The sequence below is a fragment of the Brachybacterium sp. 107 genome, assembly GCF_052379725.1.
Classification (GTDB): Bacteria; Actinomycetota; Actinomycetes; order Actinomycetales; family Dermabacteraceae; genus Brachybacterium.
Genome location: NZ_JBQSYW010000007.1, coordinates 120,643 through 141,344, shown reverse-complemented (window position 1 = coordinate 141,344; position 20,702 = coordinate 120,643). Strand labels below are relative to the sequence as shown.

General features: G+C 72.1%; 19 protein-coding genes and 1 riboswitch. Of the genes, 8 read left to right on the top strand and 11 right to left on the bottom strand.

Annotation, left to right across the window (positions count from 1 at the left end; translation table 11 throughout):
* Nucleotides 1-41: 41 nt before the first annotated feature.
* A complete protein-coding gene (gene truA / locus ACT3UL_RS10090; protein WP_444578102.1) occupies nucleotides 42-1,061 on the bottom strand; it encodes a tRNA pseudouridine(38-40) synthase TruA in 1,020 nt (339 codons plus the stop codon).
* A gap of 160 nt (nucleotides 1,062-1,221) precedes the next feature.
* Here truA and purD point away from each other — a divergent pair, with 160 nt between their 5' ends.
* Together purD and ACT3UL_RS10080 are read left to right on the top strand one after the other, a co-directional pair.
* Nucleotides 1,222-2,577: a phosphoribosylamine--glycine ligase gene (gene purD, locus ACT3UL_RS10085; RefSeq protein WP_444578101.1), complete on the top strand. Its 1,356-nt coding sequence runs from the start codon at nucleotides 1,222-1,224 to the stop codon at nucleotides 2,575-2,577.
* Nucleotides 2,574-3,491, top strand: coding sequence for a phosphoribosylaminoimidazolesuccinocarboxamide synthase (locus ACT3UL_RS10080; RefSeq protein WP_444578100.1), 918 nt, complete (start codon nucleotides 2,574-2,576; stop codon nucleotides 3,489-3,491). The genes purD and ACT3UL_RS10080 overlap by 4 nt, the downstream gene beginning before the upstream one ends.
* A 105-nt stretch (nucleotides 3,492-3,596) precedes the next feature.
* On the opposite strand, the gene ACT3UL_RS10075 is transcribed toward ACT3UL_RS10080, so the two are convergent.
* The 3 genes from ACT3UL_RS10075 to ACT3UL_RS10065 are packed head-to-tail and all read right to left on the bottom strand — an operon-like array spanning nucleotide 3,597 to nucleotide 7,397.
* Nucleotides 3,597-6,005: an ATP-binding cassette domain-containing protein gene (locus tag ACT3UL_RS10075; protein WP_444578099.1), complete on the bottom strand. Its 2,409-nt coding sequence runs from the start codon at nucleotides 6,003-6,005 to the stop codon at nucleotides 3,597-3,599.
* Nucleotides 5,995-6,630, bottom strand: a complete 636-nt coding sequence (locus ACT3UL_RS10070) for an ECF transporter S component (RefSeq protein WP_444578098.1) — start codon at nucleotides 6,628-6,630, stop codon at nucleotides 5,995-5,997. The genes ACT3UL_RS10075 and ACT3UL_RS10070 overlap by 11 nt, the downstream gene beginning before the upstream one ends.
* Nucleotides 6,627-7,397 carry a YkoF family thiamine/hydroxymethylpyrimidine-binding protein gene (locus ACT3UL_RS10065; RefSeq protein WP_444578097.1) on the bottom strand — a complete coding sequence of 257 codons (771 nt, stop codon included), beginning with the start codon at nucleotides 7,395-7,397 and terminating at the stop codon, nucleotides 6,627-6,629. The genes ACT3UL_RS10070 and ACT3UL_RS10065 overlap by 4 nt, the downstream gene beginning before the upstream one ends.
* A gap of 38 nt (nucleotides 7,398-7,435) precedes the next feature.
* Nucleotides 7,436-7,544: riboswitch (TPP riboswitch) on the bottom strand.
* 133 nt (nucleotides 7,545-7,677) lie between these two features.
* Between ACT3UL_RS10065 and ACT3UL_RS10060 the strand changes: the two genes are divergently transcribed.
* The gene (locus ACT3UL_RS10060) at nucleotides 7,678-8,442 is read left to right on the top strand and encodes an MBL fold metallo-hydrolase (RefSeq protein WP_444578096.1); all 765 of its coding nucleotides are present in this window, start codon (nucleotides 7,678-7,680) and stop codon (nucleotides 8,440-8,442) included.
* A gap of 52 nt (nucleotides 8,443-8,494) precedes the next feature.
* Here ACT3UL_RS10060 and ACT3UL_RS10055 read toward each other — a convergent pair whose 3' ends face one another.
* A complete protein-coding gene (locus ACT3UL_RS10055; protein WP_444578095.1) occupies nucleotides 8,495-9,211 on the bottom strand; it encodes an MBL fold metallo-hydrolase in 717 nt (238 codons plus the stop codon).
* Between the two features lie 306 nt (nucleotides 9,212-9,517).
* Between ACT3UL_RS10055 and purS the strand changes: the two genes are divergently transcribed.
* Both purS and purQ read left to right on the top strand, forming a co-directional pair.
* Complete coding sequence (purS, locus tag ACT3UL_RS10050) at nucleotides 9,518-9,787, top strand: phosphoribosylformylglycinamidine synthase subunit PurS (protein ID WP_444578094.1); 270 nt, start codon at nucleotides 9,518-9,520, stop codon at nucleotides 9,785-9,787.
* Complete coding sequence (purQ, locus tag ACT3UL_RS10045) at nucleotides 9,787-10,512, top strand: phosphoribosylformylglycinamidine synthase subunit PurQ (RefSeq protein ID WP_444578093.1); 726 nt, start codon at nucleotides 9,787-9,789, stop codon at nucleotides 10,510-10,512. Before purS ends, purQ begins: the two co-directional genes overlap by 1 nt.
* Before the next feature lie 75 nt (nucleotides 10,513-10,587).
* Here purQ and ACT3UL_RS10040 read toward each other — a convergent pair whose 3' ends face one another.
* Together ACT3UL_RS10040 and ACT3UL_RS10035 are read right to left on the bottom strand one after the other, a co-directional pair.
* A complete protein-coding gene (locus tag ACT3UL_RS10040) occupies nucleotides 10,588-11,895 on the bottom strand; it encodes a class I SAM-dependent methyltransferase (protein WP_444578092.1) in 1,308 nt (435 codons plus the stop codon).
* Between the two features lie 4 nt (nucleotides 11,896-11,899).
* Nucleotides 11,900-12,946, bottom strand: a complete 1,047-nt coding sequence (locus ACT3UL_RS10035; RefSeq protein WP_444578091.1) for a pirin family protein — start codon at nucleotides 12,944-12,946, stop codon at nucleotides 11,900-11,902.
* A 100-nt stretch (nucleotides 12,947-13,046) separates the two neighbouring features.
* Here ACT3UL_RS10035 and ACT3UL_RS10030 point away from each other — a divergent pair, with 100 nt between their 5' ends.
* Both ACT3UL_RS10030 and ACT3UL_RS10025 read left to right on the top strand, forming a co-directional pair.
* Nucleotides 13,047-14,186 carry a serine hydrolase domain-containing protein gene (locus ACT3UL_RS10030; RefSeq protein ID WP_444578090.1) on the top strand — a complete coding sequence of 380 codons (1,140 nt, stop codon included), beginning with the start codon at nucleotides 13,047-13,049 and terminating at the stop codon, nucleotides 14,184-14,186.
* Nucleotides 14,187-14,287: 101 nt separating this feature from the next.
* Nucleotides 14,288-15,829 carry an FMN-binding glutamate synthase family protein gene (locus ACT3UL_RS10025; RefSeq protein ID WP_444578089.1) on the top strand — a complete coding sequence of 514 codons (1,542 nt, stop codon included), beginning with the start codon at nucleotides 14,288-14,290 and terminating at the stop codon, nucleotides 15,827-15,829.
* Nucleotides 15,830-15,883: 54 nt separating this feature from the next.
* Here ACT3UL_RS10025 and ACT3UL_RS10020 read toward each other — a convergent pair whose 3' ends face one another.
* Both ACT3UL_RS10020 and ACT3UL_RS10015 read right to left on the bottom strand, forming a co-directional pair.
* The gene (locus ACT3UL_RS10020) at nucleotides 15,884-16,735 is read right to left on the bottom strand and encodes a MerR family transcriptional regulator (RefSeq protein ID WP_444578088.1); all 852 of its coding nucleotides are present in this window, start codon (nucleotides 16,733-16,735) and stop codon (nucleotides 15,884-15,886) included.
* 82 nt (nucleotides 16,736-16,817) lie between these two features.
* The gene (locus tag ACT3UL_RS10015) at nucleotides 16,818-17,216 is read right to left on the bottom strand and encodes an MmcQ/YjbR family DNA-binding protein (protein WP_444578087.1); all 399 of its coding nucleotides are present in this window, start codon (nucleotides 17,214-17,216) and stop codon (nucleotides 16,818-16,820) included.
* A gap of 65 nt (nucleotides 17,217-17,281) precedes the next feature.
* On the opposite strand from ACT3UL_RS10015, the gene ACT3UL_RS10010 reads away from it, so the two are divergent.
* Nucleotides 17,282-18,319: a nucleoside hydrolase gene (locus tag ACT3UL_RS10010; RefSeq protein WP_444578086.1), complete on the top strand. Its 1,038-nt coding sequence runs from the start codon at nucleotides 17,282-17,284 to the stop codon at nucleotides 18,317-18,319.
* A 27-nt stretch (nucleotides 18,320-18,346) separates the two neighbouring features.
* Here the strand turns inward: ACT3UL_RS10010 and ACT3UL_RS10005 are convergent, their stop codons facing one another.
* Both ACT3UL_RS10005 and ACT3UL_RS10000 read right to left on the bottom strand, forming a co-directional pair.
* Nucleotides 18,347-19,267, bottom strand: coding sequence for a MaoC/PaaZ C-terminal domain-containing protein (locus tag ACT3UL_RS10005; protein WP_444578085.1), 921 nt, complete (start codon nucleotides 19,265-19,267; stop codon nucleotides 18,347-18,349).
* Entirely contained in the window at nucleotides 19,264-20,622 is a 1,359-nt protein-coding gene (locus ACT3UL_RS10000; protein WP_444578084.1) for a 3-oxoacyl-ACP reductase, read from the bottom strand. Before ACT3UL_RS10000 ends, ACT3UL_RS10005 begins: the two co-directional genes overlap by 4 nt.
* Between the last annotated feature and the right edge of the window lie 80 nt (nucleotides 20,623-20,702).

Genomic DNA, 20,702 nt, shown 5'->3' with positions numbered 1-20,702 from the left:
CGGCTCCCGCCCGGCTCGCGCGGCATGGCCCCGCTGCGCGCTCAGACCCGTCGGGCCCGTGCGATCGCGGCGCGCGCGGCGAGCTCCTCGTCGGGCGGGTAGGCCACGTGGTCGAGCGTGAGGCCCTGGGGCGGGCAGATCGGGGCGGACCCGGTGCCGTCGCGGGTCGCCGCGTCCCGGGTGCGTGCCGTGAGGACGCCGGCGGGCCAGTCGATGCCGCGCCGCCCCTCCCCCACGCCGATCATCGCGCCCACCAGGGAGCGCACCATGTGATGGCAGAAGGCGTCCGCGACGACGGTCGCGACGATCAGTCCTTCGTCGGCGCGCCCTGCGCCCGGGCGCTCCCAGCTCAGCTCCCGCAGCGTGCGGATGGTCGTCGCCCCCTCGCGCGGGCGGCAGAAGGAGAGGAAGTCGTGCTCACCCAGCAGGGTGCGGCTGGCGCTGTTCATCGCCTCGACGTCCAGCGGACGGCGGTGGCGCAGCACGTCCCGGCGCAGCGGGTCATGCGTGGCCGGGCTGTCGGAGAGCCGATACCGATACCGGCGCCACAGGGCCCCGAAGCGGGCATCGAAGTCCAGCGGGACCTCGCGGGCGACGTGCACGACGATGTCGCGAGGAAGCACTCCTGCGAGCCGCGTCACGAGCGCGTCCTCGGGCCGACGGTCCGAACGTCCCGGCAACGTGGCGAGGATCGACCGCGGCACGTCGAGATGGCAGACCTGGCCGCGGGCATGGACGCCGGAGTCGGTGCGGCCGGCGACGGTCACGCGCAGCGGCACGCGGGCGATCTGCGCCAGGGCCTTCTCGAGCTCGCCCTCGACGGTGGGATGCCCCGGCTGCGCGGCCCAGCCGTGGTACGCGGTGCCGTCATAGGAGAGGTCGAGCCGCAATCTCGCTGTCGTCGCCGGATCGGCGCGCCGTCGGGTCACCAGGTCATCGGCCCCCGCCGGGACGGTCCACTCCACCGGAGTCGCGAGATCCATCGGTGTCGCGAGATCCATCGGGGTCGCGGGATCCGCCGGGGTCGCGGAAGCGGCAAGGTCCGGGGGAACAGCAGGCATGGCCCTGATCGTAGCCGTGAGCGCTCGGGGGTCCGTGGCGGCGAGCGGGGACTGCGATGGATCACTCTCCGAGTACTGGTGCTGGAGGGCACCGACGTCCCGGAATGCCGGAGTGCGGGCACTTCTCCGGCGACCGGGGCCCGCTCGGTACCCTGACCGCGTGAAGATCCTCGTCATCGGTTCCGGAGGCCGCGAGCACGCGATCATTCGTCGTCTCGCCGCCGACCGCCCCGCCCCTGAGCTCCATGCCGCTCCCGGCAATCCCGGGATCGCGCAGCTCGCCACCTGCCACGACGTCTCCGTCGACGACCTCGACGGCCAGGTACGGCTCGCCCAGGAGCTGACCCCCGATCTCGTCGTCGTCGGCCCCGAGGCCCCGCTGGTCGCGGGCAGCGCCGACCGACTGCGGGAAGCGGGCTTCGCCGTGTTCGGACCGTCGGCCGCCGCCGCGGTCCTGGAGGGCTCGAAGTCGTGGGCGAAGGAGATCATGGCCGCGGCCGGCGTGCCCACCGCCGCCTCCGTGACCGTGACCGCGCGGGACCAGCTCGGCGCGGGACTGGACCGCGTGAACCCGCTCGGCGACGTGCCGTTCGTGGTGAAGGCCGACGGTCTCGCCGCCGGCAAGGGCGTCGTGGTCACCCCCGATAGAGAGGTCGCTCTCGCCCACGGCGATGCTGTCCTGGCCGCCGGCGGCTCCGTGGTGCTCGAGGAGTACCTCGACGGCCCCGAGGTGTCCCTGTTCTGCGTGAGCGACGGGACCCGCGTGGTCCCGCTCGCCCCGGCCCAGGACTTCAAGCGGGCTCTGGACGGCGACGAGGGCCCGAACACCGGCGGCATGGGTGCCTACTCGCCGCTCCCCTGGGCGCCCGAGGGACTGGTCGACGAGGTCATCGGCAAGGTCGCCCAGCCCACGATCGACGAGCTCGCCGCCCGCGGCATCCCCTTCGTCGGGGTGCTGTACTGCGGCCTGGCGATCACCTCCCGCGGGATGCGCGTGGTCGAGTTCAACGCCCGCTTCGGCGATCCCGAGACGCAGGTCGTGCTAGAGCGCCTAGCCTCCCCCTTCGCCCCGTTGCTGCTCGCCGCCGCTCAGGGTGACCTGAGCACTGCGCCGGCACCGCAGTGGCATGATGCCGCCGCCGTGACCGTGGTGGTCGCCTGCGCCGGATATCCCGCAGCGGCGCGCCTGGGCGATGTCATCGCCGGGATCGAAGCCGCCGAGATGCTCGGCACGCACGTGATCCATGCCGGCACGGCCCGCCGCACCGAGGACGGTGCTCTGCTCAGCAGCGGCGGCCGGGTGCTGTCCGTCGTCGCGACCGGCGAGGACCTCGAGGATGCTCGCGTCCTCGCCCTCGCGGGTGCCGAGGCGATCGCCCTCGAGGGATGCCAGCACCGCCACGACATCGCTCGCACCGCAGCCCGCAACGCTCGAGACGTGCAGGCGACGTCCAGCTCGCAGCACACCCCCGACGCGCACCCGGCGTCCACCCCTGACGACGGAGTCACCGCATGAGCATCACCACCACCTCCCCACTCATCGAGGCTCCCGACCTGCCCGGCTGGGACCATGTCGTCTCCGGGAAGGTCCGCGAGCTGTATGTCCCCGCCGGCACCGACCCGTCGGCCGCCACCGAGGTGCTCGTGGTCGCGACGGACCGCATCAGCGCCTACGACCACTCCCTCCAGCCCGGCATCCCGGACAAGGGGCGGGTGCTCACGGCGATCAGCACGTTCTGGTTCGAGCAGCTCGCGGGCATCGTCCCGAACCATGTGATCTCGGCGAGCGATGTGCCGCAGGCGGTCGCCGGGCGGGCACTGCGCTGCCACGGCCTGGACATGGTGCCCCTGGAGTGCATCGCCCGCGGCTATCTCACCGGGTCGGGCCTGGCGGACTACCGCGCCGGCGGCTCCGTCGGCGGCCATGTGCTGCCCGGCGGCCTGGTGGACGCCTCGCGCCTGGACCCCGCGATCTTCACCCCGTCGACGAAGGCCGAGGCCGGCGAGCACGACGAGAACATCACCGTGGCCCAGGCTCGCGACCTGCTGGGGCCCGAGCTCACGGACGACCTGGAGGAGCTCACCCTCGCCGCCTACGAGAAGGCGCGGACGGTCGCCGCGAAGCGCGGCATCCTGCTCGCCGACACGAAGTTCGAGTTCGGCCATTCGCGCGTCGACGGCACCCTGATGCTCGGCGACGAGGTGCTGACCCCCGATTCGAGCCGCTTCTGGTCCGCGGACACCTACGTCGAGGGCCGTACCCAGCCCAGCCTGGACAAGCAGTTCGTGCGGGACTGGCTCACGTCCCGCGCATCGGGCTGGCACAAGGGCTCCAACACTCCCCCGCCGGAGCTGCCCGCCGAGGTCATCGACCAGACCCGGGCACGCTACATCCAGGCCTACGAGCGGCTCACCGGCCAGTCCTTCTGACCGGGTCCGCCCCGACGATCACCCGGTCGCCCCGGCAGGTCGCGCGCCCGCCCCGTCGAGCCGATGCGCACGGGCTTCGATGCGCACGGGCCTCGGAGCGGCCGCTCAGCAGACCACGAGGACTGCGCCGACGGCTATCGCCACGGCCACCACGAGCAGCAGATCGGCTCGTCCGCACGGGACCGGTCGCCAGATCGTGCGCGGCCCCTCACCCAGCCCCCGGGACTCGAGGGCGAACGCGAGGCGTTCAGCGCTCCGGATCGCGTCGACGAGCAGCGCGAAGGCGCAGGCCACGAGGTGTCGGGGACGGAGCCTGCTCACGATGCCTGCGTCCGTGACGGGAAGACGCGCGCGGTGGGCGCGCGTGATCGTCGCCCAGCGCGACGGCAGGTCGTCCAGCAGCCTCCGGCCGGACAGCAGGGCGTAGGCGTACCGGGCCGGCAGGCGGGCGTGCTGCTGCAGGCTCACCATCGTGCGACGCGGATCCGTGGCCCGGGCCACCGCGAGCGCTCCGAGCCCGATCACCAGAGCACGCAGCGCGAGGGCCGTCCCCAGGACGATCCCCTCCTGCGTGATCCGCACCGGCAGCTCGGGCCACGGCTCATGGCCGGGCCGGCTGAGCACGTTGACCGCGAACACTCCCATGGCGAACACCACGAAGGGCACCTGCGCCCGCAGGAGCGCGAGCGGCCTGATCCGGCATCCGACCAGCGTCGCCACCGAGAGCAGCACGTACAGCACGGCCAGCGGCACCGGGTCGGTCAGGGTGATACACACGAGGCTCAGCGCCGTGAGCAGGCCCAGCAGCACGGTCGGGTTGCGTCGGGACAACCACGCGCGCGGCGCGGCCGACGGGTCTGTCGACGTCTCGGCCGAGCGGACGACCGAGGGGACGGCCGAGGGGACGGCCGCGTCCGCCGCCCCCACCTCGTCATCGCGCTTCGTCCTGCTGGTCTCCGGGGCGGGCGACGCGACGAGCCCGGCCCGACGCAGCAGGTCCGTGTCCTCCAGCAGCTGCGCCGGAGGCATCGGGCCCAGCACCTTGCCGCCGGCGAGGACCGCCACGGCATCCGCCTGCTCGACGGCCCTCAGATCATGGGTGGCCATGACCACGCCGCGCCCGCTCGCCGCACTCTCCCGCAGCAGCCCGAGGACGGTGTCCTGTGCCGCCCGGTCCAGGCCGAAGCCGGGCTCGTCGGCCAGGAGCACCGGACGTCCGGTGAGCAGCATCGCCCCGAGGGAGAGGCGCCGCTGCTGCCCGCCCGAGAGTCGGAACGGGCTCGCCCCGGACCAGTCCGCCAGCGCGAGCCGCTCCAGCATCTCGTCCACCTCGGTCTCCCCCGCGCCGGACGCCCGGAGCTCCCCGATGACGGTGGAGCTGATGAACTGCGCCTCCGGACGCTGGAAGACCATCCCGGCTGCAGCACCCGAGACGGTGCCCTCGAGCGGCGGCTCCAGTCGCGCGAGTGCGGACAGCAGGGTGGACTTCCCGGCGCCGTTGCGGCCGACGACCGCCAGCACCTGGCCTGCTCGTACGTCGAGGTCGACGCCCTCGAGCAGCCTGTGTCCCTCGTACCCGAGCGCGACCCCGTCGGCTCTGAGCAGCGGCCCCTCATGCGACCCCTCGAGCGGCCTCTCGTGCGACCTCTCGAGTGGCATCTCGAGGGTTCTCTCGAGCGATCTCTCGAGGTCGCGGGGAAGCCAGCACCCCTCTGCGCGCAGCGCCGACCCGTGCTGGAGGAGCACCTCGCTCGTCGGCCCGTCGGCGAGGACCCTTCCGGAGCGATCCAGCGCGATCGTGCGCGGAGGGAGGGCGGCGAGGCCGTCGGCGCCCGCCCACTCGTCCAGGCGGTGCTCGACGAGGATCGCTGCGACGTCCCCGTCCTGCAAGGCGGCCTGGATGCTCCGGCGCACCGCGGCGATGCCGTCGGCATCGAGCATCGCGGTGGGTTCGTCGAGCAGGAGGAGTCGGGGCCGGGCGGCGAGCACCGCGGCGAGCGCGGCGCGCTGCAGCTGCCCGCCCGAGAGTGTCGAGGCCTTCCGCGCGACGAGGTCCCCGGCGTCGGCGGCGATCAGCGCCCCGTGCACCCGTTCCCCGATCTGCGCGGCCGGCACGCGACGGTTCTCCAGCGGCAGGGCCACGTCGTCGGCCACATCGGGCAGGCAGACCCCGCTGGCCGGGTCCTGTCCCAGATATCCGACGACGCGTGAGGTCGTGACCACACCGTCGACCACCGGGTCGATCCCGCCCACGCGCACGCTCCCGGTGACGCAGCCGTGCTGATGCGAGGGGACGGCGCCGGCGAGAGTGCGCAGCAACGTCGACTTCCCCGCGCCGCTCGGGCCGAGCAGCAGCACGTGGTCCCCGGCCGCGAGGGTGCCGCTCCACGGCCCGACCCCGTCCCCCGAGGGCAGCACCACCTCGAGCTCCTCGGCCTTGAGGAGCGCGGCGGAGGGGTTCGAGGCAGGGCCCGCCGCGCCCCTCGGCCCGCCGTGGACGGTCTCAGCGGACACGACGCTCCACGGCTGCCTGTGCGTCGAGCGGTGCGGCTCCGATCGCGAAGTCGTCGAGCACGCCCGTTCTCCGCAGGGCGCCGACGATGGTCCTCGCGAGCAGCCCGCCGAGCACGATCCCCGACAGCACCTGCACACCCAGGCGCAGCTCGAGCAGATCCTGCCCGTACCAGCCCATCCGATACGCGGTCCAGAAGAACACGAGCCCGGCGCCGAGGGCGCCCGACGCGGCGAACACGCCCCAGCCGAAACGGCGGTACCTGGTCAGGGCGAAGGGCAGCTCGCTGCCGATGCCCTGCAGCAGCGCCGAGAGCACCAGCAGCGGGCCGACCGGGCTGCCGAGGAACACCACCTCGACGACCGCGGCGATCAGCTCCGCCAGGATGCCGCTGCCCGGTCGCCGGAGGATCGCCACGGCGATCGGCCCCACGAGCAGCCAGGATCCGAACAGGACGTGCTGGGCGAGATCGCCCGCGGGGCCCATGGCGATCGCAAGGCCGTTCCATGCCTGGACGAAGATCCAGTACAGGAAGCCGAACACGACGCCGAGCACGACGACCAGCACGATCTCCCGCAGAGTGAAGCGGGCGCGCCTCCGGGACGGGGCTTCCTGCATCGCGGTCATCGCGTCACCTCGTCCAGGGTGCGCGTCGCGTCCAGGGTGCGCGTCGCGTGCGAGGGGCTGTTCAGCGAGATCGTGAGGTGGCTCGTCACGTGCTGGACGCCGCGTCCCACCAGCAGCCATCCGGCGATCGCCGTGGCCAGGACGTCGCCGACGTCGCCCTCGAGACGGGTCACGAAGTGCTCGGAGCCCCGGAAGGTCCCCAGCTCGCGGGCGTGATCGATCGCCGCGTAGATGTCCCGCATGTGGTCCGGGAGCGTGCCATCGGCGAGCACCTGATCGGCCAGCGGGTACAGAGCCCATTCCGCCGCGGCGTAGCGGCCTGTGCGGCGGGGCTCCGGCACGTCCGTTGCACGGGGTCCGGCCCCGCCGGGCAGCTCGCAGGCCACCTCCCCCGGGCATCCCCGGGACAGGAGCACGGAGATCGTGGCGTGGTGCTCGGTGCGGGCGAGATCCTCGGCGAGATCGATGAGATAGCGCTGCAGGTGCACCTCATGGCCGCCGATGTAGGTGGAGACGTCGCCGGTCTCGCGCACGAGGCCGGTCCCGTCGAGGCGTGAGAGGACGTCGAGCAGGAGCGGCGCGTAGTCGTCCGCCATCACGGCGACGGTCACCCGGGCGCCCACGCCGAACCCGAGCGGCGTCGCCGTGGGATCGGGGGAATCAGCGAGATCAATGGGGTCGACGGGATCGGCGGGATCAGTGGGGTCGGCGGGATTCTCCGGGACTGCGGGCGGGGCGCCGACGGATGCGACACACGCTGAGGTCATGGTCCGTGCCTTTCACGAAGGGCACGGGCACGCGGCGGATCTCGCCCGGCGGAGCTTCCTGCGCCGGCATGATCCGGGTCAGGTTCTACGGTCGGAGTTGGAGAACTCCCTCTCAGCCCGGCCTACCGGACTCCCGTGCACGGGGCCACTGTAGACGGGACCGCGGGCTCACCGACGGCCACGTTCACAGAACCCGTCGCCCGGGCCCTGGAGCGGTCGCGCGCGGCTGATACTTTCGGGGCCGGAACTCCAGGAGGGGAGCACAAGGATCGTGGGAAAGATGCAGATCCACGCCATTGCCGACGATGTCTTCATGGTCTCGGGGATCGCCTCGAACTGGACGCTGGTGCGAGAGGGCCGTGACCTCACCCTGATCGATGCGGGCTATCCGAAGGATCTGGGCGCCGTGATCGCCGCCGTCGAGCACATCGGGAACAGGGTGGAGGACATCCGGGGTGCCTTGATCACTCACGCCCATGTCGACCATGTGGGCGCTCTCCCGCAGCTGCAGGAGATCCATCGATTCCCGCTCCACGCCCATGAGCACGAACTGCCCATGCTCCGCGGCGAGGCCCATGAGCAGGCCACGGCCGCGGACGTCCTGCCGCAGTGCTGGCGGCCGCGCACGGCGCTCTGGACGCTCACCCTCCTGCGCGCCGGTGCGCTGTCCTCGATCCGGCTGCCGCAGACGCAGGCCGTGAGGACCGGTACGGCGCTGGATCTCCCGGGGGCCCCGGTCGCCCTGGCCTGCCCCGGGCACACCTCGGGCCACACCATCTACCACCTGCCGAGGGCAGGCGTCGTGCTCACCGGCGACGCGCTGATCACCGGGCATCCCGTCACCTCGCGCGTCGGGCCGCAGCTGCTGCCGGCGCTGACCGCCCACGATCCGGTCGGGCTCTACGACACCCTGGGCAGCATCGCGCAGATCGACGCCGACACCCTCGTCCCCGGTCACGGACCGGTCTGGCGCGGTCGGATGCGGGCAGCCGTCGCCGAAGCGCGCGCCTCGGCAGCGCCCGTCTTCACACGCCCTCGGCCCTGACCACCAGGTGCCAGGACGGCGGGACCGGCACCTTCCGTTCAGAGCTCAGAGCTCAGAGCTCGACGACGCCGTCCTCCGGCCAGTCGCGCACCTCGGTGCCCTCGGGCGAGAGCGCACCGGACTGGCGCAGGTAGATCGACCGGCCGCCCTCGCTGGCCACCGCATCGTGGACCGGCAGAGCCAGACGCGGGCGCACCGCGCGCAGGAAGTCGATGGTCTCGGACATCTTGGACCACGGCGCCACCACGGCGAAGGCCAGGGCGTCGATGCCGTGGAACTCCTGCAGGGGCTCCAACGAATCCCCCGTGATCCCGAGCTGCGGCCCGCCCCCGGCGGAGAGCACGAGGCCCACGTTGCCCACGCGCGGGATGTCGGGATGGATGATGGCGTGCTGACCGCCTGCCGCGACGATCCGCAGCGCCTCGCGACCGTCCAGTGCTGGGAACTCATGAGCCTCGCCCGCGCTGAGCGGCAGCAGGCGCTCGGTCGAGACCGCGGCGCCGTCCTCGCTGCTCTCGGCGAGCTGCGCGGCCGTCTCCGGCTCGGCGATCACGACCGCCTGCGCGCTCGCAGCCAGGACGTGGTCCAGCAGGCCGCGGTCGAGATGATCAGGATGCTGATGCGTGACGGCGACGGCGTCGACGCCCGCGAGCACCTCGGTGCCCAGCGTTCGCACGGCCTCGCCGCTGAAGATGCCGGGGTCCACGAGAACCCTCCGCCCGGCCATCTCGACGAGCAGGCAGGAATGGACGAGGTGACGGATCTTCATGGCTGCCTCCGGAGTCTGCGGAATCGGGTGCCCCCACCGTACGACCACGGGACCACCACGCCAATGCCCTGCAGATCCGGCTCGGTCTCCCTGCGGAACCGGTTCGAGTTTCCTGCGGAACCGGTTCGAACCCCCGGCGGATCCGGTTCGCGTGGGCACTGCCCCGCCGACGGGCCACGGCTCGGTACGATGGGGGCGTCGGCACCGATCCGTCGGTGAGCCCGGGATCCATTCCCGCCCCGCCCTGCAGATTCATCCCGTCCGGCCCGCCCCCGAGCGCGGCCGTCGTCCTCCAGGAGAACGCCCATGCCCCGCGTCGTGGTCCATGTCATGCCGAAGCCGGAGATCCTCGACCCCCAGGGCAAGGCCGTCGCCGCAGCCCTGCCCCGCCTGGGCTTCGAGGGCATCAGCTCCGTGCGCCAGGGCAAGCGGTTCGAGCTCGAGGTCGAGGGCGAGGTCACCGACGAGGTGCTCGCCTCCCTCCGCGAAGTCGCCACCACCTTGCTGTCCAACCCCGTGATCGAGGACGTCATCGCCCTCGAAGTCGAGGACCCTGCCGCGGAGGGCCAGGCCTGATGCGCGTCGGTGTGGTGACCTTCCCGGGCACGCTGGATGACCGCGATGCCCTGCGCGCCGTGCGGATCGCCGGCGCCGAGCCGGTCGCGCTGTGGCACGGCGACGACGGCCTCTCCGACGTCCAGGCGGTCGTGCTGCCCGGCGGCTTCTCCTACGGCGACTACCTGCGCGCCGGGGCGATCAGCCGCTTCGCGCCGGTGATGGAGAAGGTCGTCGATGCGGCCAACGGCGGCATGCCGGTGCTCGGCATCTGCAACGGCTTCCAGGTGCTCTGCGAGACGCACCTGCTCCCGGGCGCGATGATCAAGAACGCTCACCGCTCGTTCATCTGCCGCGACCAGCCGCTGCGGGTCGAGAACACGCGCACCGCGTGGACCTCCGACTACCAGCAGGACCAGGTCATCCGGGTCCCGCTGAAGAACCAGGACGGCCAGTACGTGGCCGACGAGCACACGCTCGCCCAGCTCGAGGACGAGGGCCGCGTGGTGTTCCGCTACGCCGCCGGTGCGACTCACGGGCCGGCCGGTTTCGAGTCCAACCCCAACGGTTCCCGCAACGACATCGCCGGCGTCACCAACGCCGCAGGCAATGTCGTGGGCCTCATGCCCCACCCCGAGCACGCCGTCGAGGCAGGCTACGGACCCGACGAACCCGGTGCGGGAACCCGTACCGGCACTGACGGCCTGGGCATGTTCACCTCGGTGCTGCGCAGCCTCGTCGCCTGAGGCGCAGCTCGTCCGGCACCGGGACCGGCTGCTGGCGTCAGACGCGGCTGATGAAGTCTGACGCGGTCGGAGGCGTCAGACGCGGTCGGCGGAGAGCACCGTGAAGCGGCGGTCGCGGGCTCGCTGACGCACGGGACCGACGCGACGCTCCACCTCGGTGCGATAGCGCAGGTGGGAGTTGTGCACGAACCACAGCTGCCCGCCGGGTCGCAGCACCCGCGACGCGGCGTCGAGCAGACCGTCCACGAGCGTCGCATCGATCGCGGTGCCATCGTGGAAGGGCGGGTTCAGCAGCACCAGGTCCAGGCTGCGATCGGGAACCTGGGAGAATGCATCGTCCCAGGCCAGTTCTATGTTCTCGCGCTCGAGAGCATTCGCGGCGAGGGTTGCCCGGGTGGAGGCGACGGCGTCGGCATCCTCATCGCTGCCCAGCACCGAGGCCTCGGGCAGCGCGGCAGCGAGGTACGAGGTCATCAGCCCGTTCCCGCAGCCGAGATCCGCAGCGGATCGCACCGCGGACTCCTCGGTGGCGAGCTCCCCGGCGGCCACGGCCCGGTCCAGCGAGGACAGCAGCAGGAGGCTGCCCGCGTCTGCCCCGGCCCCTCCGAAGACAGTGCCGACACCGCGCAGCGACAGGGGCTGCTGCTGGCCGCGCACCGAGAACCGTGTGGTGCTCTCGATGGGCGTCGGCCCGGCGGTCTGAGTCCGCAGGCCGGTGCCGATGAGCGCACGGGACTTCCCGATGCCGCGGCTGGCCCGGACCTCGGTGAAGAGCTTCGCGAGCACGTCGTTCTGGGAACGGGTCATGTGCTTGACCCGGCCACCGGCGATCAGCTCGAGGCCACCGCCTCCCCGGCCCCGTGCCGCCTCGGCCAGCCGACGGGCCCGGTCCTCCAGGGCGTGCAGGGACTTCGGCAGCCGCATCAGCACCATCTGGTGCCCCTCGACCATCGCTGCGGCCTCGCCGAGCTCGACGGGCTCGGGTCCCGCCGGGAGCAGCAGGCGGCCAGCCTCGAGCTGCGCCGCGAAGCGCTCCTGCAGGGCCGCGGCCAGCACCCTCGACGAGGTCCAGCTGAGCACCTTCGCCTCCGCGTGCTCGGCGACGGCGGCGAGCGCGAACGCGGTCAGCTCGCCGGTCGCGTCGTCCACCACGATGATGTCGCAGGGGCGGCCGATGCCGGACTCCTCGGCCGCGGCGATGATCACGCGGTCGGTCTGGTCCGCGCCCCGAGGGGTCTGCGGTACATCCTGGCTCGTCGTATCCAGGGACATCGCGTTCGGAGACATCCCGTTCGGGGACGTCGCGTTCGGGGACGACGTCGCGGGCTGCGTCGGCGTTGAGGGCGTCGCGGCGCTGTCGTCGGTGGCGGGGGTGTGGGGCACGGGATCAGTCCTTCGAGAGGCCGACGCGGCCGCGGGAGCGCAGCCGGCCGTTGGGGAGCATGGGGGCGGGCAGAGCCGCAGGAGTATGGGGAGCGAAGGGGCCGAACTGCTCGGCATCGGCCGCGAGGCCGCCTCTGTCGCGGGCCGCCGGGTGGATCGGGGCCTCGTCGAGCGTACCCTCCACCCCGATCTCCGCCTGGTAGCGGGCGCGGAACTGCGCGATCTCCTCATGGGTGCGACCCACGAAGTTCCACCACATGAGGATGTCCTCGCCCAGCGGCTCCCCGCCCAGGAGCATCACCCGCAGGTCCTCGCCGTCCTCGGCGTGCAGCTCGAGATGGTCGGCGCCGTCGGGCAGCACGGCCAGCTCGGCACGACCCACCGGGCTCTCGAGGTCCGCGACGACAAGATGCGCCGCGCCTCGGTCCACCAGCACCCCGTGCTCGTGCGCCGGGTCCAGATCGATGCGCATCCGGCGCCCGGCCCGCAGCTCGATCTGCACCATGGTCAGCTCGGTGTCGGCGACCAGGGGGCTGGTGTCCTCGAGCACGGTCCCGTCCTCGTCGGCCGCCCGGAAGGTTCCCATCCCCACCCGCACGCGCAGCGTCGAGGTGGTCTGCTCGACCGGGGTGTGCACCGCGAACTCCTGCTCGCGGAAGCGCGCGCGGTCCGGCAGGGCGTACCAGAGCTGCACGCCGTGCAGCACGGTGGTGTCGAGGGTGGAGAACTCCGAATGGGAGATGCCGGAGCCGGCCACCATGAGGTCCACGTCGCCGGGTCGCACGAGGGCGTGGCTGCCGATCGAGTCGCGGTGCGTGATCGCGCCCTCGAACAGCCAGGAGACGGTGGCCAGGCCGGTATGGGGATGGCGTGCGACCTGCATGCCGTCGCTCGCGGAGACGTCGTCGGGGCCGAAATGGTCCACGAAGCACCAGGCGCCGATCAGCGAGGTCCGGCGGGCCGGCAGCGTGCGGTGCACCGTCATCCCGCGCGGTCCTCCGAGCGGCACCTCACGGGGCTCGAGCAGGGCGAAGTCCTCGAAGACGCTCATGGCTCGAGTCTAGATCGGCCCCTGCCCGGAGCCTGGCCCGTCGGAACCTGTCCGGAGCCGGGCCTGTCCGCATCACGGCCCACGGACTTACCCTGGCCGCATGTCGACGCCGACCCCAGGACCCGCCCGCCTGCTCGACCGCTTCGTCGCGGACGGCACGATCCCCGGCGGCGTGATCGCGCTCGGGCACGATCCCCAGCCCTACGCGACGGGAGCGATGGCGGTGGGCGGCCCGCCGCTGCGGGCCGACGCGATCTTCCGCATCCAGTCGATGACGAAGCTGATCACCGCCGTCGCCGCGCTGCGCCTCGTCGAGCAGGGCGAGCTCACACTCGAGTCCCCGGTGGCGACCTGGCTGCCCGAGCTCGCCGAGCCCGTGGTCCTCTCCCGACCCGACGCGGAGCTCACCGACACGGTGCCCGCCCGCACCCCGATCACGCTGCGACACCTGCTGACCAACACCTCCGGCTGCGGGATGATCCTCGACGACTCACCGCTGCAGCGGGCCATGGCCGCCAACGGCACCGAGGCCGGTCCCCTGCCGCCGACGCTCGGGGCCGACGACTGGCTCGCGGCGCTTTCCTCCCTGCCCCTGGTCGGGCAGCCCGGGGAGGTCTGGCGATACCACCACTCCTTCGGCCTGCTCGGGATCCTGCTGTCGAGGATCAGCGGCACGAGCACGGGAGAGCACCTCGAGAGCACCGTCCTCGCCCCGCTCGGGATGAGCGACACGGGATGCTCCGTCCCCCGGGAGAAGGCCCACCGGCTCCCGGCGGCCTACGGGGTCGAGGGCGACGAACTCGTCGAGCGCGAGCCCGCGGCGGGCGGGTTCCACGTCGGCCCGCCTCCCTACGACATGAGCCACAGCGAGCTGCTCTCGACGGCGCCGGACTATCTGCGGTTCCTGCGGGCGCTGCGTGACGGCGAGCTGATCGATGCGGAGCATCTGGCGATGCTGAGCCGGGACCAGGTGCCTGACGGCGCGAAGGATCCGAGCTCGTTCTTCCCGGGATTCTGGGAGCACACCGGCTGGGGCTTCGGCGTCTGCGTGGTGGCCGACGGGCCCCACCGAGGTCGCTTCGGCTGGTCCGGTGGGGCCGGCACCGACTTCTTCGTCGACCCCGACGGCACGATGGGCATCGTGCTCACGCAGGTGGAGATGGGCGGGCGGATCGCCCCGCTGCTCGAGGAGTACGGCGAGCTCACCGCGCCCGCGCAGGAGCCGCCCGTGGCACGATAGCGATCTGCAGTGATGCGCGTCACCGAGGTGACCGCTCCGCCCAGGAGCGACGGAGATCGGATCCCGTGGTCGCGGCCGCCATCTCCCCGAGGAGCCTCCTGATGCCGTCCCGTCCCTCCGCACGATCCGCCCTCGCCTCCGCCGTCGGTCTCGCCGGTGCCGCGCTCGGCGGCCTCGCCGCCTACGACCTCACGCAGAAACGTCACACCATCCTGCGCAACTACCCGGTGATCGGGCACATGCGCTACCTGCTCGAAGGCCTGCGGCCGGAGCTGCAGCAGTACTTCATCGAGCGCAACTGGGACGGCCGGCCGTACGACCGGGACATCCGCAGCATCATCTACGAGCGCTCCAAGGGCATCCACGGCGAGCAGCCCTTCGGCACGGAGCGCGACGTGAACGCCTCCGGCTACGAGTACCTCGTCCATTCCATCGCTCCGGTCCCCGAGCCCGCGAAGATGCCGCGCGTCCGGATCGGCGGGCCCGACTGCACCCAGCCGTACTCGATGGCGCTGATGAACGTCTCGGCGATGAGCTTCGGTGCACTGTCCGCCAATGCGATCCGCGCCCTGAACAAGGGGGCGCAGCTCGGGGGGTTCGCCCATGACACCGGGGAGGGCTCCCTGTCTCCGTACCACGAGGAGATGGGCGGCGACCTGGTCTGGGAGCTGGGCACGGGCTACTTCGGCTCCCGCACGGCGACCGGTCTGCTCGATGAGGACATCTTCCGCGAGAAATCCGCGAAGCACCAGGTCAAGTGCATCTCCGTCAAGCTCAGCCAAGGCGCGAAGCCGGGGATCGGCGGCGTGCTGCCCGGACCCAAGGTGACCGCGGAGATCGCCGACATCCGGGGCGTCCCCGAGGGCGAGAAGTGCGTCTCCCCGCCCTCGCACGCGATGTTCTCCACCCCGACGGAGCTGATCGAGTTCCTCGCCCGCCTGCGCGAGCTCTCCGGCGGGAAGCCCGTCGGGATGAAGCTGTGCGTGGGCAGCCGCGTCGAGGTCCTCTCGCTGTGCAAGGCGATGCTCGAGGTCGGCACCACCCCGGACTTCGTCATCGTCGACGGCTCCGAGGGTGGGACCGGGGCCGCCCCGCTCGAGTTCGAGGACCACATGGGCATGCCGCTCACCCAGGGCCTGATGACCGTGAACAATGCGCTGGTCGGGACGGGCCTGCGGCACCGGATCCGCATCGGCACCTCCGGGAAGGTGGCCGCGGGGAACGACATCGTCAAGCGCATGATCCAGGGCGCCGACTACACCAATTCCGCCCGCGCCATGATGATGGCCATCGGATGCATCCAGGCGCAGCGCTGCCACACCGGCCGCTGCCCCACCGGGGTGACCACCCAGGATCCGCGTCGTCAGCGAGGACTCGTCGTCGAGGACAAGAGCGTGCGGGTCAAGCAGTACCAGGAGGGCACGGTGGCCGAAGCGGTGAAGCTGATGGCGGCGATGGGGGTCTCCGATCCGTCCGAGCTGCGGCCGTGGATGCTGCGCCGGAATCTCTCGGAGACCTCGAACATCTCCTACGCCACGCTCTACGAGTGGCTCGAGCCCGGCCAGCTGCTCGCCGAGCCGCCGGAGACCTGGGCCGAGGCCTGGAGCTCCGCGACCCCCGACGCCTTCGGCACGCACGTCTGACCGTGCCGGAAGCGCCGGAGCCCCACCGAGAACGACTCCTCCCGTTGAGAGCGGTCACTGCCAGACGGCGGTCTCCGGATCGACGCCGTGGCATCGGGCGTTCTCCTCGATCGCCCGGCGCAGCCAGACGGCGAGCCCCTCGGCGCGCTCGTCGTAGTGCGCGGCGAACCGCGGGTCCTCCGTGTACATCCGCGACAGGACCACCTGCATGGAGTGCGTGCAGTCGTAGTGGCGGGCGATCGTGTCTCGGTGGCGCTCGGCCAGCATGTTCGCCTCCTCGCTCCCCGGCGCGACGCCGCGGCCCAGCGCCTCGGCGAGCGCGGCTTCGACCTCGTCGGTCTCGTCCTTGACCCTCTGCCACTGCTCGGCGCCCCAGCCCTCGGTCCGGGCGGCGGACTGCTTCCAGGCGTCGGAGCCGCCCCACCGCTCGCGCGCCTCGTCCTCATAGGCGGGATCCCAGTCGGTGCCGAAGATGCGGGCCTGCTCCTCGGGACTCAGGCTCGTGCCCGTCGTGCCCGTCGTGCCCGTCGCGTTCGTCGTGCTCTTCTCGTGCGTCATGTCGGTTCTCTCGATCATCTCGTCGACGGCGCGTGCCGTCTTCTCGAGCCGGCGTATCCGCTCCTGGAGCAGAGTCCGCTGGCGATGGAGGTGCTCGCGCGGATCGACGCTCGGATCATCGAGGATCCGGCCGATCTCCGCGAGCGCCAGACCGAGCTCCCGGTACACGAGGACACGGTGGATCCGTGCCACGTCGTCGGCGCCGTACAGGCGATACCCCGACCAGCTGCGTCCACCCGGACGCACCAGGCCCACACCGTCCCAGTGGTGCAGAGTGCGAACGCTGACGCCGACCAGGTCGGCGACGCGCCCCACGGTGAGGTCCTCGTGCTGTGTCGTCTCGGTCATGGGAACCACCTTCCAGGCTGACGTCGCGTGAGGGTCAAGCGCCCACGCCGAGCTCCTGCCCGGGCACGCCGGACCGGCATGATCATGACGCCGGGTCGTCGAGCTGCGCGATCAGGCGCCGCGGGGCCACCGTGCGGTAGGACTCCTCGATCAGCTCGGCGAGCTCGGACGCGTCGGTCCGCTCGTCCAGATCGAGGCCGATCCAGCCCGCGGGCGCGAGGTAGGCGGGCTCGAAGGACCGGGGGTCCTCACGGAGGGCGGCGGTCTCCGAGGGCGGCAGATGCAGGATCACCGCGTGCGGATGCTGCTCCCACTGCCCGTCGATCTTCCGCGCCCCGCCGTAGTAGCAGTGCACCTTCTGCGTGTGGAAGGCGGGACGGCCGTGACTGACCTTCTCCAGCGCCCCGGGCAGGGCGAGGGCGATCGACCGCACCCGCTCCAGCATCGGGTCGTCATCGTCGAACATCTGCGCGTGGGCCATGGAGAGATCCTGCCGTGATCGGCGGTCCCCCGCCATCCCTCCGGGAGGGGCTCTACGCTGACTCGATGACCCTTCCCGTGCTGATCGACTGCGACACCGGCATCGACGACGCGATCGCCCTGACCTATCTCGCCTGCCGGCCCGAGGTCGAGATCGTCGGCATCGTCTCCACCGGCGGCAACGTCCCGGCCCCCACCGTGCACCACAACAACCTCGCCCTGTCCGAGATGCTGGGCCTGCGTGCCCCGGTCTCGCTCGGTGCGGCGCGCCCGCTCGTGCAGGAGCCGATGTACGCCGACGACACCCACGGGCCGCAGGGCATCGGGTACGCCGTGCTCCCGCAGACCGAGCGCGCCGAGGATCCCCGCTCGGGAGCCCAGCTCTGGGTCGATGCGGCCCGTGCGCATCCCGGGGAGCTCATCGGTCTGGTGCTCGGCCCGCACACGAACCTCGCGCTCGCCCTGGAGATCGACGCCGAGCTGCCACGGCTGCTGAAGCGCCTGCACATCATGGGCGGGGCCATCAACCACCGCGGGAACACCGGCCCGACCAGCGAATGGAACATCGCCGTGGACCCCGAGGCCGCCCAGCAGGTGCTCACTGCGTTCACCGGCGCGCCCACCCGGCCCGTGCTCGGATCGCTCGAGGCCACCGAGACGGTGCGGTTCACCCAGGACACCCTGAGCCGCGTCGAGCGGCTCGGCGCGAGCACCGGGCATCCGGTCGCGACGGTCCTCGCCGACGCCCTGCGCTTCTACTTCGAGTTCCATGAGGCCGACGGCTTCGGCTGGATGGCGCACGTGCACGACCCTCTGGTCGCCGCCCATGCGGTGACCGGCGACTTCGCCGGGATGCGACCGCTCGCCGTGGAGGTGGAGCTCTCCGGCACCCTGACCCGCGGCCAGACCGTCGGCGACGAGCTGGGCCGCTGGGGCCGCGAGCCGAACGTCGACGTGCTCACCGACGTGCGGGCCGAGGCGTTCGTCGACCATCTGCTGGAGACCCTCGAGGTCGGGCTGGCGCGCCCGTCGGCCTCGGACCTCCCTCGAGAGAACCTCCCTCGATGGTCAACGGCGCGGGGTCACCCATCGAGTGGTGGGTGACCCCGTGCCGTCCCTGCTGATCCGTGCTCAGCCCAGGGTCGTGACCTCGACCTCGAAGCAGCGGCGCGGCCCCTTCTCCCCGGAGCCGGCCCGCCAGCCCACGCAGTGCACGCCGCCGGCCCGCGGATCGTCGTCGTACGCGACCAGGACCGTGCCCGGCAGCGACACCGGGGCGTCGAAGCTGACGTCCCAGCGAAGCGGGCGCGCGAGGTCCACCCCGGACTCCGTGAAGGCCCGTGAGGCCGTGTACATCCCATGGGCGATCGCCCGCGGGAAGCCGAAGACCTTCGCGCTCAGCGCGGAGAGATGGATCGGGTTCACGTCACCGGAGACCGCGGCATAGCGACGGCCGGTGTCGGCCGGAAGCTTCCAGCGGCCCGTCGGGCGCGGAGCCACGAAGTCCCGACGCCCTGCCCGCTCCGAACCGTCCGCATCTCCCTTGGCCAGGTAGGTCGAGACGTCGGTCGCGATGATCTCGCCGTCCTGGCCGAGGATCGTGGAGACCGCCTCGAAGGTGCGGCCCTTGCGGTGGGGCTGCAGATCCCGCACCCTGCACTCGACGTCCACGAGCTCCCCGACCCTCACGGGGCGATGCTGAAGGATCTGGTTGCGCAGATGCACCAGGCCCAGCAGGGCGAAGGGGACGTCGCGCCGGGCCAGGAGAGCGAGCGAGACCGGGAAGGCGAGCACGTGCAGCACGCCGGGATGGACGAGATCGGTGGCCGGGCCGCCCATCAGGTGATCGAAGTCGCGGGCACGCTCGGCGTCGACCCGCACCTTCCGCACCCGGTAGGCGATGCTCGGCAGCGTCGGCTCCCCCCGCGCGCCCCTGCGGGCCGAGCGCGGGTCCAGCGCCGCCGCATAGATGGCCGGGAACGACGGGACCTCGGAGAGGTCCTTGATCCGCTCGCCGATCTGAGGGGTCCCGGTGCCGGTCACGGCGCTCACCTCCCCACCATGTTCTGCCCGCACACGCGCACCGTCTCGCCGCGCAGGCCGCCGGCCTCGTCGGAGGCGAGGAAGGCGATCGTCTCGGCGACGTCCACCGGCAGGCCACCCTGCTGCAGGGAGTTCAGCCGCCGGGCGACCTCCCGGGTCAGGGCCGGCATCCTCGCGGTCATCTCGGTCTCGATGAACCCGGGCGCGACCGCGTTCGCCGTGCCCCCGATCGACTCCAGACGGGCGGCGAGCGCCTGCACGAAGGCCATCACGCCCGCCTTGGAGGCGGCGTAGTTCGTCTGCCCTCGGTTGCCGGAGATGCCGCTGGTGGAGGCCAGGGAGACGACACGGGGCTGGTCGCCGAGCACGTCCCCGGCCTCGATCAGTGCCTGCGTGAGGGTGATCTGGCTGGTGATGTTCACGGCGAGCACCGGGTCCCAGCGCTCCGGGGTCATATTGGCGAACAGCTTGTCGCGCGTGATGCCGGCGTTGAGCACGGCGATGTCCAGGCTCAGCCCCCGCTCGCGCAGGAAGGCCACCAGGCGGTCCCCCGCACCGTCGGAGGTGACATCGAGCTGCACCGGTGCCGCGCGCAGGTCGTTGGCCAGGCGGGAGAGCTCGGTGCCCGCGCCGGGCACGTCGAGGACCACGAGGTGGGCGCCGTCGGCCGCGAGGGTGCGGGCGATCGCTGCGCCGATCCCCCGGGCGGCGCCGGTGACCAGGGCGGTGCGCCCCGCGAGCGGCTTCTCGAGGTCCTCGGTGCGCGCCCCGTCGGCGGTGGAGACCGTGAGGAACTGACCGGTGACGAAGGCGCTGCGGGCCGAGAGCAGGAAGCGCAGGGATCCGGTCACGCCGACGGCGTCGAGGTCCACGCCGTCGTGCACGAGGATGCCGTTGGCCGTCGCCCCGCCGCGCATCTCATGGGCGAGCGAGCGCAGGAATCCCTCGACGCCGCCCCGGGCCGCATCGCGTGCGGGATCCTCGCCGCGGGCGGGACGGGAGATCGTGACGACCCGGGCGCCGGGGGCCAGGGAGCGCATCGCTCCGGACAGCGGCAGCAGGATCCGTCCGAGATCCGCCGGGGTGCCGATCTCGTCGAGCACGGCGACGACCGAGCCGACGGAGCGCAGCTCCTCGAAGCGCCGGCGCACGTCGACGCCCTGACCGAGGAGGTCACGGGTGATCTGTTCAGCGCCCGCGGAGTCCCCGAGCACGACCACCGGCCCGAGCACCGGCTCGGGACGGTCCCCGCGCCGCGGAAGCTTCGAGGGACGGGGCAGGCCCACCTGCTTGGCGATGAGCTTGCCGGGGGCGGAGCGGACGAACTTCGTGTAGGTGTCTGTTCGTGCAGCGGTGTCGGTCATGGGGCTCTCCTTCACACGAGGGTGCGGCGTCGACGACGCGGAGTCTGGTCTGGACGGATCTGAAGTGGCCTGGACGGTGC

What these genes read in the sequence shown, in the direction of transcription:
- truA (WP_444578102.1), bottom strand. Translation starts at nt 1,061, where the DNA reads ATGCCTGCTGTTCCCCCGGACCTTGCCGCTTCCGCGACCCCGGCGGAT.
- ACT3UL_RS10080 (WP_444578100.1), top strand. Translation starts at nt 2,574, where the DNA reads ATGAGCATCACCACCACCTCCCCACTCATCGAGGCTCCCGACCTGCCC.
- ACT3UL_RS10070 (WP_444578098.1), bottom strand. Translation starts at nt 6,630, where the DNA reads ATGACCGCGATGCAGGAAGCCCCGTCCCGGAGGCGCGCCCGCTTCACT.
- ACT3UL_RS10065 (WP_444578097.1), bottom strand. Translation starts at nt 7,397, where the DNA reads ATGACCTCAGCGTGTGTCGCATCCGTCGGCGCCCCGCCCGCAGTCCCG.
- ACT3UL_RS10060 (WP_444578096.1), top strand. Translation starts at nt 7,678, where the DNA reads ATGCAGATCCACGCCATTGCCGACGATGTCTTCATGGTCTCGGGGATC.
- ACT3UL_RS10055 (WP_444578095.1), bottom strand. Translation starts at nt 9,211, where the DNA reads ATGAAGATCCGTCACCTCGTCCATTCCTGCCTGCTCGTCGAGATGGCC.
- purS (WP_444578094.1), top strand. Translation starts at nt 9,518, where the DNA reads ATGCCCCGCGTCGTGGTCCATGTCATGCCGAAGCCGGAGATCCTCGAC.
- purQ (WP_444578093.1), top strand. Translation starts at nt 9,787, where the DNA reads ATGCGCGTCGGTGTGGTGACCTTCCCGGGCACGCTGGATGACCGCGAT.
- ACT3UL_RS10035 (WP_444578091.1), bottom strand. Translation starts at nt 12,946, where the DNA reads ATGAGCGTCTTCGAGGACTTCGCCCTGCTCGAGCCCCGTGAGGTGCCG.
- ACT3UL_RS10030 (WP_444578090.1), top strand. Translation starts at nt 13,047, where the DNA reads ATGTCGACGCCGACCCCAGGACCCGCCCGCCTGCTCGACCGCTTCGTC.
- ACT3UL_RS10025 (WP_444578089.1), top strand. Translation starts at nt 14,288, where the DNA reads ATGCCGTCCCGTCCCTCCGCACGATCCGCCCTCGCCTCCGCCGTCGGT.
- ACT3UL_RS10020 (WP_444578088.1), bottom strand. Translation starts at nt 16,735, where the DNA reads ATGACCGAGACGACACAGCACGAGGACCTCACCGTGGGGCGCGTCGCC.
- ACT3UL_RS10015 (WP_444578087.1), bottom strand. Translation starts at nt 17,216, where the DNA reads ATGGCCCACGCGCAGATGTTCGACGATGACGACCCGATGCTGGAGCGG.
- ACT3UL_RS10010 (WP_444578086.1), top strand. Translation starts at nt 17,282, where the DNA reads ATGACCCTTCCCGTGCTGATCGACTGCGACACCGGCATCGACGACGCG.
- ACT3UL_RS10000 (WP_444578084.1), bottom strand. Translation starts at nt 20,622, where the DNA reads ATGACCGACACCGCTGCACGAACAGACACCTACACGAAGTTCGTCCGC.